Raw genomic sequence first — 12,956 nt, forward strand, 5'->3', positions numbered from 1 at the left:
TGCCCGCGTCAGCTGCGCGCGCTTTTCTTGGCGTTGTCCCAATGGTCACAGAGCCGCGCGAAATTATCCGCCATGGTGTTGACGGCATCGGCATCGCCAAGCGCGCCTTTCATCCATTTTGCGGCACTTTCGGCAAAGATCGTCCGCCCGACGGCGAAGCCTTTGACCAGCGGATATTGCGCCGCGATCCGGAAACTGGCCGCCAGTTTGTCTTCGCTTTCGCCAAGCCCCAGAATCACGATCCCCCGCGTGTTGGCGTCGTTTTTCACAATGGTATCACAGGTGATGGTCCAGGCCTCCGGCGTCAGCATCGGCTCCAGCTTCCACCAATCGGGATAGATCCCAAGGTCATAGAATCGCTGGATCACCCGCGCGGTTGTGTCGTCTTCTACGGGGCCGCATTTCGACGGGATCACCTCGAGCAGAAACTCCAGATCATTGCGGCGACAGGCATGGAACAGGCGCAGCACGGTTTGTTCGTGGCTGGCCCACATCGCGTCATCATCGTCGGGATGGGCAAAGCACAGAACCTTGACCACCTGATCACGCGGCCATTCGACCAACCCGCCAAAATCCGGCCCGATTTCCGGTTCCAGAACAAGCGGACGCGACCCCGGCCATTCAACCGGACGCCCAACCCAAAGCCCGGTTCCGGCGGTTTGATAGAGCGCATCCCGCCCCAGACGGCCATCGCAGAGCAGACCATAGCCCGGCTGATCGCCCGCCACCTTTTGGGTGGCTGCAAGACAGAGCTGCTTGAACTGCCCGATCTTGTCCTTGGTCGCGCCGTCCAGATCCTCCAGCTGCATGCGGTGATCATAGGCAAAGATGCGGATATTGGACCAATCGGCCTTGCGGTTGGTGGCCCAATGCACTTGCTCCAGCTCGGCATCATGACGCAATGCCGGGTTATCAATGCCGCGATCAAAGAAGAACTGCATCTCCTCCCAACTGGGATAGGCCGGGGTACAGCCATGGCGCGACACCGCAAAGGCGCCACAGGCATTGGCGTATTTCAGCGCAGTGGGCCAGTTTTCACCGTCCAGCCACCCCTTGAGCAGACCGGACATGAAACCATCGCCGGCCCCCAGCACATTGAACACCTCGATCGGAAAGCCGGGACCGGCCTCGCCATCATCGAGATTGTCGGGAATATCACCGGTAAAGGCCACCGCCCCCGCAGCGCCACGTTTACACACCAGCGTCGCGCCCGAAACCGCACGCACCGCCCGCAGCGCGGCAATGGTATCGGTGGTGCCGCCCGCGATATGGAATTCTTCCTCGGTCCCGACGATCAGGTCAAACAGATGCAATGTCGATTGCAGCTTGGCCGTGACAGCGGCGCTTTCGACAAAGCGGCTCTCGCCATCGCCATGGCCCGCCACCCCCCAAAGGTTCGGGCGGTAATCAATATCCAACGCGGTCTGCATCCCCGCATCGCGGGCGATGTTCAGCGCCTTGAGCGTCGCGGCCTCGACCTGAGGGTTGCTGAGATGCGTGCCGGTCGACACAACGGCGCGCGCCTCGCGGATGAAATCCGGGTCGATGTCAGCCTCGGTCAGGCCCATGTCAGCACAGTTTTCGCGGTAGAAGATCAGCGGAAATTGTTCCTGATCGCGAATGCCCAGCAGCACCAGCGCGGTCAGCCGCTCCGGGTCGGTTTTCACGCCCCGTACATCGACGCCTTCGCGCACCAGCTCTTCGCGAATGAAGCGCCCCATATGTTCGTCGCCCACCCCGGTGATCAGCGCCGATTTCAGGCCCAACCGCGCCGTGCCAGCCGCGATATTGGTGGGCGAGCCGCCGATGTATTTGTCAAACGACCGCATGTCCTCCAGCCGCCCGCCGATCTGGGCACCGTACAGATCGACCGACGACCGCCCAATGGTGATCAGGTCCAGCGCCTTGGTCATTGCGCCGCCCCCAGTATTTCGGCCAAAGCCACCGGAACGCCAATTGCCCTGGATTTGGTTGCGGCCTCGGCCATGGCCAGCGCGGCAACCCCGTCCGCCAGATCAACCGGCAGCGCACCGCCGGTTGTCACCGCCGTCACAAAAGCATCCCATTCCGCCACATAGGCCGGCATGTAGCGTTCCAGAAAGAAATAGGTGGGTTTGGCCCCGGTCACGCCCGCCGTGGTCGATTTCACCACGGTATTTTCCAGCATGTTCTGCGCCTGTAGCAAACCGTCCGAGCCCAACAATTCAACCCGCTGATCATAGCCATAGACCGCACGCCGGGAATTCTTGATCACCGCGATGCGCCCATCACCATAGGTCAGGGTGACAACGGCCGTATCGACATCCCCCGCCGCACCAATCGCCGGATCGACAACTGACGTGCCAACCGCGCTGATGGTGACCGGCGCATCGCCCATCAGGAAATTCGCCATGTCGAAATCATGGATCATCATGTCGCGGAACAGCCCACCGGACACCTTGATATAGCTGACCGGCGGCGGCGCCGGATCGAAAGAGGTGATCGACAACAGCTCGGCCTTGCCAATCTCGCCCGCGTCCAATGCGGTTTTCAACGCGCCAAAGTTGGGATCGAACCGCCGGTTGAACCCGATCATTACCGGCCTACCGCTGTCCCTGGTGGCCGCCAGACAGGCCTGCGCACGCGCCAGCGAAAGATCGACCGGCTTTTCGCACAACACCGCCTTGCCCGCCGCTGTGGCCGCTTCGATCAGGTCGGAATGGGTGTCGGTCGAGGTGGCGATCAAAACGGCTTCAATCGCCGGATCTGCAATGATCTCCTCGGAACTGCGCGCATCACAGTTAAATTCCGCCGCCAGCCTGTCGGCGTTTTCCGTGAATACATCCGACACCGCAACAAGGGTGCTGCCGCCATGCGCCGTAATGGCGCGCGCATGCACATTGCCAATCCGCCCCGCCCCCAAAAGACCGACTTTCAACATCCTGCTCTCCCTGCGAATTCTGACGTGACTGGCGGCAAGATGGCAAACCCTGCACGCGCGTGCAAGGTTAAGTTGCACGCGCGTGCAGAATGTGGTTACCTATGCCCGCAACCCAAGGAACGCAGCGTGCCGCACAAATCTGATCCCCCAACAAGTGACGCCGCCGCCCGGGTGCCAAACAGACGTGTGAACCCCAATGGACCGGTGACGGCCGATGATGTTGCCGAGATCGCAGGCGTGTCGCGCTGGACCGTGACCCGCGCCTTCAAGATGAATGCATCCGTGTCGGAAAAGACCCGCGCCAAGGTGATGAAGGCGGCCGAGCAACTGGGGTATGTGCCCGATCTTCTGGCCTCGTCCCTGGCGTCGGAACGGTCCAACCTGGTGGCGGTTCTGGTGGATGATTTCAACAATCCGCACAAGCTGGTGATGCTGGAACGGCTGACCGCCGTAATGCGCCGGGCCGGGATCGACACGCTTCTGGTCAATACGCTTGGCACCGAAGACGCGCCCACCGCCCTGCTGAATGCCAGCCAGCGGCGGGTCGATGCGGCGGTGCTGATCGGGGTGAATTTTGATGACACGATCCTGCACACCGCGCTTGGCGCACGCCGGGTCAAGAAACTGATCCTGTTTGCCCGTGCCTCGGGCAATGCCGATACCATTTCGATCTGTGTTGATGATGTGGTCGCCATGCGCAGCATCACCGATTACGTGATTTCGCGCGGCTATCGGCGGCCCTTGTTTCTGGCCGGGCCCAACACCGGATCAGCGCATGTGTTCCGCAAGGAAACCTTTGTCGCGCTGTGGCAGGAACGTTTTGGTACGGCGCCCGAAGTGGCCGATGTCGGATCTTATGATCCGACACGCGCCTATCAGGTTGTGACCGAGACCCTGCGATCGCGGCCACGCCCGACCCTGCCGGATGTGATTGTCGCCGAAAACGACGCGATGGCGATTGGCGCAATGGATGCGGTGCGCCATGAATTGGGCCTGTCGGTGCCGGGGGACATTGCGATCACCGGCTTTGACGATGTGCCCTTGGCGGGCACGCCAATCTATGACCTGACCACCTATCGCCAGCCCATGACCGAAATGGCCGAGGCGCTGGTCCAGGTGGTGCAGAACCAGCGCGGCGATCTGGCGCTTCAGGCCTTTACCGGCCAGCTCATCCCGCGGTCCAGCGCCTGAGCCCCATCACGCCACCATATCCAGAAGCACCGCGCCCTTGCGATGCCGCCCCTCTACATGCGCATGGGCGGCGCGAATATCGCTAAGCGCAAAGCGACGGTCGACCACCGGGCGCAATTGCCCGTCCGTGACCCAGCGGCCCAGAACCGCAAGATCCGCTTTGGTGTCACCACTGACCCCGATGCGCACCCGCCGCCCGCCGAACAGCGCACTGACAAGCGCCTGGCGGATTTCACGCAGGCCAAAGTTCAACGGCACAAAGACGCCATTGGCTGTCAGCAGATGTTTGATTTGGCCAAAACGGACCACGCCCACGGTATCAATCACACTGTCAAACCGTGTCGCCAAAGCGCCCAGATCCTGTTGACGGTAATCGACAAATTCCACCGCCCCCAGATCGCGCACCAATGCTTCGTTCCCGCCAGAGGCAACGCCGGTCACCTCTGCCCCCATGATCCGGGCGATCTGCACCGCATAGGCCCCCACACCGCCCGAAGCGCCGATGATCAGCACCTTTTGCCCCGGCTTGACCCGGGCATAATCGCGCAGGAACACCAGCGCCGACACTCCCCCAAACGGCAGGGCCGCCGCATCGCGCAGCTCCAGCCCCTTTGGCACCGGCAGGACCGCGCCATCGGCACGCACCACCAGATATTCCGCATGGGCGCCGGACATGACAAACCCGAACACCGCCTGACCTTCTCCGAAATCGCTCACGCCCTCGCCCAGCGCCACGACATGGCGGCAAATTCGCTGCCCAGCACCGGCTGGCGCGGGCGGCGCAGCCCAAACATCAACCGCCCCGGCACCGCCAGAACACCGGGAAAGGCCGCCGCGCGCAGCCGCCAATCCGCGGTTGTTACGCTGCCATGGGCCACTTTCACCAAAATTTCACCCGGGCCGGGCGCGGGGCGCGGGCGATCCGCGATGCTGACCACATTGCTGTCACCGTATTCAAAATACACTGCCGCTTTCATCGCCGGCCTCCTGTTTCAAACCCTCTGATTGCGGCAAAGATAGCCCTGGGTCGGCATCATAGGAATTGACCAATCCAGCAGGGCTGTTATGCGGTTTCGCATGGATTGGCGCAGCATCAAATTCGATTGGAACCGCGCGCGGGCGTTCCTTGTCACCGCCGAGGAAGGGTCGCTTTCGGCTGCGGCCCGCGCCCTTGGCATGGCTCAGCCGACATTGGGGCGGCAGGTCAACGCGCTGGAAGACGAGCTTGGCGTCGCGCTGTTCGAACGCACCGGGCGCGGATTGGAGCTGACGCCCTCGGGGTTGGAATTGATCGACCACGTCCGCGCGATGGGCGACGCCGCGACCCAGGTGTCGCTGGCGGCCTCGGGCCAAAGCCAGGTGATCGCCGGTCAGGTCACCATCACCGCATCCGAGATCTATGCCGCCTATCTTCTGCCGCCGGTGATTGCCGAATTGCGCGACACCGCGCCGGGTCTGGACATCGAAATTTCCGCAACCAATGCCGTGACCGATCTGCGCCGCCGCGAGGCGGATGTCGCCATTCGCAACACCGAACCAGAAGATCCGGTTCTGATCGGGAAACGGATCGCCAATGACACCGGTTGGTTTTATGCCTCCGACGCCTATCTGGCACGGCGCGGCACGCCACAGGGTCTGGACGATCTGGCCGGGCATGATTTCGTGGCAATGGATACGGCGGATCAGATGATTGCAGCCTTTGCCGGATTTGACATCCACCTGACGCGCGAGATGCTGACCATTCGCAGCGACAACCATCTGGTGCATTGGCAATTGGCGACCCAGGGCGTGGCGATTGGCATTGCGCCGGATTTCCTTGGCCAATCGACACCGGGGATGGAGCGGCTTCTGCCGGGCTTTGGCCCGATCACCTATCCAGTATGGTTGGTGGCCCACCGCGAAGTGCAATCATCCCGCCGCATTCGATTGGTCTGGGACACATTGGAACGGCATTTGCGGGCGCGTCTGGCGTCCGGCGACGAATTTGACCAAACCTGACAGGAGCATTTGATGTTTGCCCGCTATGCGCTCTACTTCACCCCGACCGGTCCCCTGGCCGAGGTTTTGGCCGATTGGTTGGGCTGGGATCCCATCACCGGCACCGCGCGCAGCCACCCGGATCTGGCGAACCTGCCGCGCCCGGCGGCAGAGCTGACCGAACGTCCGCGCAAATACGGCGCGCATGCCACGCTCAAACCGCCGTTTCATTTGGCCACCGGTCCAGATGCCCAGGACGCCGAGGCGCTGGAAGCCGCAGTCGCGGCCTTCGCGGCCACCCGGGCGCCTGTTGCCCTCGACGGGTTGGCGATCACCCGCATTGGCAGCTTTCTGGCGCTGACCCCCGTGGGCGACACCGCCGCCCTGTCAGATCTGGCCGCAGATTGCGTGCGCCACTTTGACGGCTTTCGCGCGCCACCCAATGCCGACGAACTGGCCCGCCGTCGGCAAGCCCGGCTCAGCCCGACCCAGGAAAGCAATCTCGACACATGGGGATACCCCTATGTGATGGATGATTTCCGCTTTCATATCACGTTGACCGGCCCCCTGCGGCGGGATAAGATCGACACAACTACAGCGGCCCTGACCGCCCATCTGACCCCGCATCTGACTGCGCCGTTTCAGATTGACGCGCTGTCGCTGCTTGGCGGTGACCGCGAAACAGGGCGGTTTCACATGATCCGGCGTGCGCAATTGACAGGATAAAAGGTCAACGCCGCGCCGCAGCACATAATTCCGCGTGAAGTCCATGGAAATTAACCTAAATTCACGCAATTTCCGACAATCTGTCACCTTGCCGAAACAATGCGCTCCTAGCTTCGGGTCTACCAGGAACCGCGAGCAGGTCCATGTCCGTTCTTTCTTTTCCCGTGCGTCTTACCGGCGCCCGTATCTTACATAACTCAGGGTTGGAAGATCATGCCCTGACCATTGCCGATGGACACATCAGCAATGGCCCCGCGCGTGAGATCGACATGACCGGGTATGATATTCTGCCGGGGATTGTCGACCTTCACGCCCGCGCGCCGGTGTCCAACAGCCTGCCCAATCTGCCAGAAGTCGAACATGACCTTCTGTCCCGGGGGGTCACCACCGGGTGGCTGGCACAGGACTGGGGCTGGCAAGGCGGGGCCAAAAGCCCGGATTTCGCCGAGGCCCTGCTGTTGGGGATGGCATCCTATCAGGCGCGCATGACCTCTGATCTTCGCATCATGTTGCGCAGTGACATCCATATGATGGACAGCGAACACCGGTTCCTGACGCTGCTGCGCCAGTATGACATTGATGCTGTGCTGTTTGTCGATCACGTCAACACCCCGGCCCTGCCGTCGGACGATGAATTGCGCCGCATTGCCGAAGGTTTGCGCGCCCGCGGCGATGAGGTGCATCGCCACCTGTGCAATCTGGCGCATGCTTTTGACGTGCTGAACGTCCGCTCCGGCAGCTACGGCGACCGCGACGGCCAGAGCCGCGAGCGGCTGGCGATGATGGGCGCCAAGATTTGCGCCGCGCCAGAGGCGGTGGGCGCGGCGGCGGTGGCACGGGCCTGGGGCGATCCGGTGCTGATGCCGGCACGCGGCGTGATGAACGGCCCGGACCAGCCGGGCGCGCCAGTGGCACGTGACATGATCACCGGCGGCATGTGTGATGCATTGATTTCAGACGGCGCCCCCGAGACGATGCACCGCGCCGCGCTGCATCTGTGGGACACCGGCACCCTGCCTTTGGCCGGGGCCTGGTCCCTGATTTCAGCCCGCCCGGCCCAGACCATGGGATTACTGGATCGCGGGGTTCTTGTACCTGGGGCGCGGGCCGATCTGGTGGTGCTGCACCGCGCCAGCCGCCGCATCGCCGCCACCATGGCGCAGGGCCGCTGGGTCTGGCGCGCGCCCGACATTGCGCCATCCTGCATCGCCCCGTCCTGCATTGCCTCTGCCAACATTGCCCCCACCAACATTGCGCCGCCAAATCGCGACGTCTGGTTTGGGGCGGTCCCGAACCTGCGCCGCGCCGTTGACCCGATCGGCCCAGTTGCTGTCACACCGGCACCGGACGACACGACCGCGCCCGGCGAAACACAGCCAATTACGGAATAAGCACGCCGTTGCGCGCCACCACAATCGTATCGCGGGCGAGGTCGTCATAGGTGATGTGAATGCGGATCTTGTCCACAGTTTGCAAACCAAAGGACACATACGGCAGACCATCCGCCGGCAACAACGCGTTCGGCGCGCCGGTATCCTCATGGCAATCGGGCAGCGAAAACGCCTCAACCGGGCCATCGTTGATCGCATATTCCAGACCAATCAACCCGCAACGCCAGCTGAGCAGATGGGTGAAATACACCAGATCGCGCCCCTCATATTCGCGCACCGCAACCCAATTGGCCTTTGTCGCGTTCAGGATCGGCCGCACCTCTGTTGCGGTGGTAAAGCGCCCGGTGGGTTCCTGCGGTTCGGCCACAGGTTCCGGGGCTATGATCGCGGCGCTTTCGGCCGGGTCCACCCGGTTTCCGCCATCCGCGTCAGCCCCCGGAGTGTCACCCGCCCCCGGCCCGGAACCGCCATTGGCCAGCAGTGCAATCAAGACCAGAATGAAATGCATGTCTTTTCCCCCGAATTATTGAAACCACTATGGCATTGCGACCCATTCGACAGGAATGCAGACTGCACAGGTCAAACTCGGCACCAACCTGTGACCAAGCGCCTTTAGACCCGCGCCATTCCCGCCTATAGTCGACAACAAAAGACCCAAAAGCAACCAGGGGCAGCCAGGCAATGACAATGCAACCTATCGCAGATACGCCGTTCAACATCGTAATCGTCGGCCAATCCGGCCGTCTGCAATATGAGGCGCTGTTGTTCGCGGCCTCGTTTCGCTACTACAACCGCGGCTTTCGCGGGCGGCTTTTCCTCGCCGAACCGCAACCCGGTCCGCTCTGGCCCAACAACCCACGCATCAAGAACGAAGACCTTCGCAACCTGTTGGTCGAATTTGGTGTCGAATTCCTTCCGTTCGAGAACCGGCATTTCGGCCATGACTACCCCTATGGCAACAAGATCGAGGCCCTTGCCGCCCTGCCCGAGGGTGAGCCGTTTGTGTTTTTCGACACCGACACCCTGATCACCGGCGATCTGCGTGAGGTGCCGTTCGACTTTGACCGCCCGACCGCATCCATGCGCCGCGAAGGCACCTGGCCGAAAATCGAACTCTATGGCCCCGGCTATTCGGCGATCTGGAAATCGCTTTATGACCGCTTTGGTCTGGATTTCCAAAGCTCGCTCGACCTGGGGCAACCGGATGAATATTGGCAACGCTATCTCTATTTCAACGCCGGTTTCTTCTTTTACAAATGCCCAAAATTGTTTGGCGAGCGGTTTCTGGAATATGCGCTGACCATCCGCGACGATCCCCCGGCGGAACTGGTGTGCCAGACCATGGACCCCTGGCTGGATCAGGTGGCGCTGCCGCTGGTCATTCATTCCTTTGGCGGCGGGCGCGACACCCTTCCTGCGGGAATGCTGGATGGCAGCCATTCGTGTCATTATCGTTTTCTGCCAATGCTTTACGCCCGCGAGGGCCAACATGTTCTTGACACGATCGACATTATCACCGGACCGCATAAGGTCAAAAAACGGCTGAAGGAATATGAACCCGCCCTGCGGATGATCTATCAGGGGCGCGGCCAAAAGGTGCGCGATCTGTTTGATCAGAACGATCTGCCCAAACGGGAACAGGCAATCCGCAACAAGATCCGGCGCGAAGGTTTCTGGATGCGCTAGGGCAATTTTCGGGTTGAACAAGTATATACATTAAATATACATAGCCCACTTTGGAAACCAAGGAGCTGTAAGGTTGAAAACCATTCTCGTCGTGAACCCAAAAGGCGGCACAGGCAAAACGATCACCTCGATCACCCTGGCGGGCGCGCTGGCCAATCTGGGGCGGCGGGTGGCATTGGCGGATGCGGATGTTCAAAAGTCGTCGTTTAACTGGCTGAAACGGCGCAACCTGGGCAATCCGCCAATCAAACGACGCGACTGGACCAATGCGCGCGAACTTGGCACTGCGCCGAAAACCGCCGAATACCTTATTGTTGATGCCCCCGGCAGCATTGATCCGGCAGACGCCGCTGATCTGGTCAAGATGGCGGATTTGATCCTTGTGCCCCTGACCGCGTCCTGGATTGACGAAGATGCGACCAAGCGGTTCCTGAAATCCCTGCGTGACCTCAAACGCATCCGCAAGGGCAAGGCACGAATTGAGGTGATCGCCAACCGATTGCGCAGCTTCTCGCGCAGCCGCCGCGACCTCATGCGGTTTTGTAACTCGATGGAGCAACCGCCGCTGGCCTGTATTTCCGACCGCACGATCTATGGTGATTTGGCGCGTCAGGGCCTGTCGGTCTTTGACCGGACCCAGAAACCATTTCGGGTAATGCAGGACCAGTGGAAACCGGTGCTGGACGTCATCCTCGCCAAAGCATCCTGATCGGCGCGCTCGCGAAATTGGCGGCAATCCGGGCAGGCAAAGGGTGAACTGCATATTTTAGCAGCGGAAAAACATCAGATAGCTGATTCCAGGGCTGGAAAATGGTGCCGCCTCTGCATACCCTCCGGCAAAATTCCCGAAGGAGGATCCCATGACCGACGCCCCGCAATACGGCTTTGACACGCTGCAAATCCACGCCGGTGCCCGCCCCGACCCCGCCACCGGCGCACGTCAGATACCGATTTACCAAACAACGGCCTATGTGTTCCGCGATGCGGAACATGCGGCGGCGCTGTTTAACCTTCAGGAAGTCGGATATATCTATTCCCGCCTGACCAACCCGACTGTGGCCGCCCTTCAGGAACGTCTTGCCACGCTCGAAGGTGGTGTGGGTGCCGTCTGCTGTTCGTCGGGGCACGCGGCCCAGATCATGGCGCTGTTTCCGCTGATGGGGCCCGGTTTGAATGTGGTGGTGTCGACCCGGCTTTATGGCGGTTCGATCACCCAGTTCAGCCAGACAATCAAACGCTTTGGCTGGTCGGCGAAATTTGTCGATTTCGACGATATGGATGCGGTTGCAGCAGCGATTGATGACGACACCCGCGCGGTGTTCTGTAAATCCGTGGCCAACCCCGGCGGCTATATCACCGACATTGCAGCGGCGGCCAAAGTGGCCGATGCGGCGGGCATTCCGCTGATCGTCGACAACACATCGGCCACGCCCTATCTGTGCAAGCCGATCGACCATGGCGCGACGCTTGTCGTGCATTCGATGACCAAATATCTGACCGGCAACGGCACTGTGACCGGCGGCGTGGTCGTGGATTCAGGCAAATTCGACTGGTCCGCATCCGACAAATTCCCGTCTCTCAGCGCACCGGAGCCCGCCTATCACGGGCTGACCTTTGCGGAAACCTTTGGCCCGCTGGCCTTCACCTTCCACGGCATTGCCATCGGGTTGCGCGATCTGGGCATGACGCTCAATCCACAGGCGGCGCATTACACGCTGATGGGCATTGAAACGCTGTCGTTGCGGATGGAACGCCATGTGCAAAACGCGGAAAAGATCGCCGCATGGCTGGAAGGCCACGACGCGGTTGCGGCTGTGACCTATGCCGGTCTGCCGACGTCGCCCTATGCCGAGCGCAAAGCGCGGCTTTGCCCCAAGGGCGCCGGCGGTCTGTTCACCATTGCGTTGAAAGATGGCTATGACGCCTGTGTCAAATTCGTGGATTCGCTGGAAATTTTCAGCCATGTCGCCAATCTTGGGGACACCCGCAGCCTGGTGATCCATTCCGCATCGACCACCCACCGCCAGCTGACAGCGGAACAGCAAACCGCCGCAGGGGCCGGGCCCGATGTGGTGCGTCTGTCCATCGGGATCGAAGATGCCGCAGATCTGATCGCCGATCTTGATCAGGCATTGGCCAAAGCCTCCGCCTGAACAATGCACATTTCGTGAGTGCGAAAACGGTCCCGCCCTTTCAGGCGGGGCCGTATTTAGTTTTCAGAACCAGATTAGTTTTCAAGACCATAAACGATGGTGATCTGGGCGTTGAAATTCAGCTCTCCCGCCGCAACCGGCATGCCGTCCCCAACCATCATCGCCTCGGCCCGGGCAAAGACCGGCCCCGGGGCGGATCCTGTGCCGGGCTCGAAAATCTCACTTATGTCGCCCAGCGTCACACCGGCAGCATCGGCGTAAAGTTGCGCCCGTGCACGGGCATCCGCCACCGCAAGACGGCGGGCCTCATCCAAGACCGGACCGGGATCGCGCAGCCCAAAGGAAATGCCGGAAAACCGGTTTGACCCGCTGTCCAGCATCACCGCAAGCACATCCCCCAACCGGGCCATATCCGACACCCGAATGGTCAGATCATTCTGGGCAACAAAGCCGTCAATCACCGGTGTTTCCGGCGGGGTGGACCGGCTGCGGTCGCGCCAGACCGGGTCAAGCCGCAGCGAACTTGTCTGAACATCCCGCGGGGCGATGCCCATCTCGGTCAGGGCGGCAAAAAGCTTCTGAATGTCTTCGTTGACCTGCGCCATTGCATCACGTGCTTCGCGCGCCTCATGTGCCACGCCAAGATGCACCGTCGCCATGTCCGGCACCGCCGTGGCGCGCCCCTCGCCGGTCACTGTGACATGGGGTGCACGATCATCGGCCATGGCCGCCCCCGACAGCCCCAGGGGAATCATCAAGGTGATGACAAAAGCCCTTACACTCAAATGTCTCAACATCAGCACTGCCTTTATGTTATGAAAGCGATATTCGCGACAAAGATGCGCGTGACCAGGAAGGCGCACAACCTCTGGTTCGTAACATTATGGTGTCGCGGCTTTTTCTCGGCAGGAA

13 protein-coding genes are annotated in these 12,956 nt (G+C 61.2%); 7 read left to right on the forward strand and 6 right to left on the reverse strand.

The genetic code is table 11. From position 1 onward, the window contains the following. Positions 1 to 8 precede the first annotated feature (8 nt). The gene (locus tag AC0L4F_RS08290; RefSeq protein ID WP_244687264.1) at positions 9 to 1,913 is read right to left on the reverse strand and encodes a bifunctional 5-dehydro-2-deoxygluconokinase/5-dehydro-2-deoxyphosphogluconate aldolase; all 1,905 of its coding nucleotides are present in this window, start codon (positions 1,911 to 1,913) and stop codon (positions 9 to 11) included. Beyond that, the gene (gene iolG, locus AC0L4F_RS08295; RefSeq protein WP_244687266.1) at positions 1,910 to 2,920 is read right to left on the reverse strand and encodes an inositol 2-dehydrogenase; all 1,011 of its coding nucleotides are present in this window, start codon (positions 2,918 to 2,920) and stop codon (positions 1,910 to 1,912) included. Before iolG ends, AC0L4F_RS08290 begins: the two co-directional genes overlap by 4 nt. Positions 2,921 to 3,046: 126 nt before the next feature. On the opposite strand from iolG, the gene AC0L4F_RS08300 reads away from it, so the two are divergent. Next, positions 3,047 to 4,111: a LacI family DNA-binding transcriptional regulator gene (locus tag AC0L4F_RS08300; RefSeq protein ID WP_244687268.1), complete on the forward strand. Its 1,065-nt coding sequence runs from the start codon at positions 3,047 to 3,049 to the stop codon at positions 4,109 to 4,111. Positions 4,112 to 4,117: 6 nt separating this feature from the next. Here the strand turns inward: AC0L4F_RS08300 and AC0L4F_RS08305 are convergent, their stop codons facing one another. Both AC0L4F_RS08305 and AC0L4F_RS08310 read right to left on the reverse strand, forming a co-directional pair. Continuing rightward, a complete protein-coding gene (locus AC0L4F_RS08305) occupies positions 4,118 to 4,828 on the reverse strand; it encodes an NAD(P)-dependent alcohol dehydrogenase (RefSeq protein ID WP_244687270.1) in 711 nt (236 codons plus the stop codon). Further along, the gene (locus AC0L4F_RS08310) at positions 4,825 to 5,088 is read right to left on the reverse strand and encodes an MDR/zinc-dependent alcohol dehydrogenase-like family protein (RefSeq protein WP_244687272.1); all 264 of its coding nucleotides are present in this window, start codon (positions 5,086 to 5,088) and stop codon (positions 4,825 to 4,827) included. Before AC0L4F_RS08310 ends, AC0L4F_RS08305 begins: the two co-directional genes overlap by 4 nt. A gap of 88 nt (positions 5,089 to 5,176) precedes the next feature. Here AC0L4F_RS08310 and AC0L4F_RS08315 point away from each other — a divergent pair, with 88 nt between their 5' ends. The 3 genes from AC0L4F_RS08315 to AC0L4F_RS08325 all read left to right on the forward strand — a co-directional run bounded on the left by AC0L4F_RS08315 (position 5,177) and on the right by AC0L4F_RS08325 (position 8,205). Further along, positions 5,177 to 6,109 carry a LysR family transcriptional regulator gene (locus AC0L4F_RS08315; protein ID WP_244687274.1) on the forward strand — a complete coding sequence of 311 codons (933 nt, stop codon included), beginning with the start codon at positions 5,177 to 5,179 and terminating at the stop codon, positions 6,107 to 6,109. A gap of 12 nt (positions 6,110 to 6,121) precedes the next feature. Next, positions 6,122 to 6,814 carry a DUF1045 domain-containing protein gene (locus AC0L4F_RS08320; protein ID WP_244687276.1) on the forward strand — a complete coding sequence of 231 codons (693 nt, stop codon included), beginning with the start codon at positions 6,122 to 6,124 and terminating at the stop codon, positions 6,812 to 6,814. A 143-nt stretch (positions 6,815 to 6,957) separates the two neighbouring features. Then, positions 6,958 to 8,205 carry an amidohydrolase family protein gene (locus AC0L4F_RS08325; RefSeq protein WP_244687278.1) on the forward strand — a complete coding sequence of 416 codons (1,248 nt, stop codon included), beginning with the start codon at positions 6,958 to 6,960 and terminating at the stop codon, positions 8,203 to 8,205. Here the strand turns inward: AC0L4F_RS08325 and AC0L4F_RS08330 are convergent. Further along, entirely contained in the window at positions 8,195 to 8,713 is a 519-nt protein-coding gene (locus AC0L4F_RS08330; protein WP_244687280.1) for a hypothetical protein, read from the reverse strand. The genes AC0L4F_RS08325 and AC0L4F_RS08330 overlap by 11 nt on opposite strands. 173 nt (positions 8,714 to 8,886) lie before the next feature. Between AC0L4F_RS08330 and AC0L4F_RS08335 the strand changes: the two genes are divergently transcribed. From AC0L4F_RS08335 to AC0L4F_RS08345, 3 genes are all read left to right on the forward strand, one after another. Next, on the forward strand, positions 8,887 to 9,891 hold the full coding sequence (locus AC0L4F_RS08335) for a hypothetical protein (RefSeq protein ID WP_442920407.1): 1,005 nt from the start codon (positions 8,887 to 8,889) through the stop codon (positions 9,889 to 9,891). Between the two features lie 73 nt (positions 9,892 to 9,964). Beyond that, on the forward strand, positions 9,965 to 10,600 hold the full coding sequence (locus AC0L4F_RS08340; protein WP_244687284.1) for a ParA family protein: 636 nt from the start codon (positions 9,965 to 9,967) through the stop codon (positions 10,598 to 10,600). Between the two features lie 151 nt (positions 10,601 to 10,751). After that, positions 10,752 to 12,044 (forward strand): O-acetylhomoserine aminocarboxypropyltransferase/cysteine synthase family protein, encoded by a 1,293-nt coding sequence (locus tag AC0L4F_RS08345; protein ID WP_244687286.1) that lies wholly within the window; start codon positions 10,752 to 10,754, stop codon positions 12,042 to 12,044. A gap of 74 nt (positions 12,045 to 12,118) precedes the next feature. Here AC0L4F_RS08345 and AC0L4F_RS08350 read toward each other — a convergent pair whose 3' ends face one another. Further along, positions 12,119 to 12,769 (reverse strand): SIMPL domain-containing protein, encoded by a 651-nt coding sequence (locus tag AC0L4F_RS08350; RefSeq protein WP_244687288.1) that lies wholly within the window; start codon positions 12,767 to 12,769, stop codon positions 12,119 to 12,121. Positions 12,770 to 12,956: the final 187 nt, after the last annotated feature.

The sequence above is a fragment of the Marinovum sp. J2-8 genome (genome assembly GCF_055808435.1).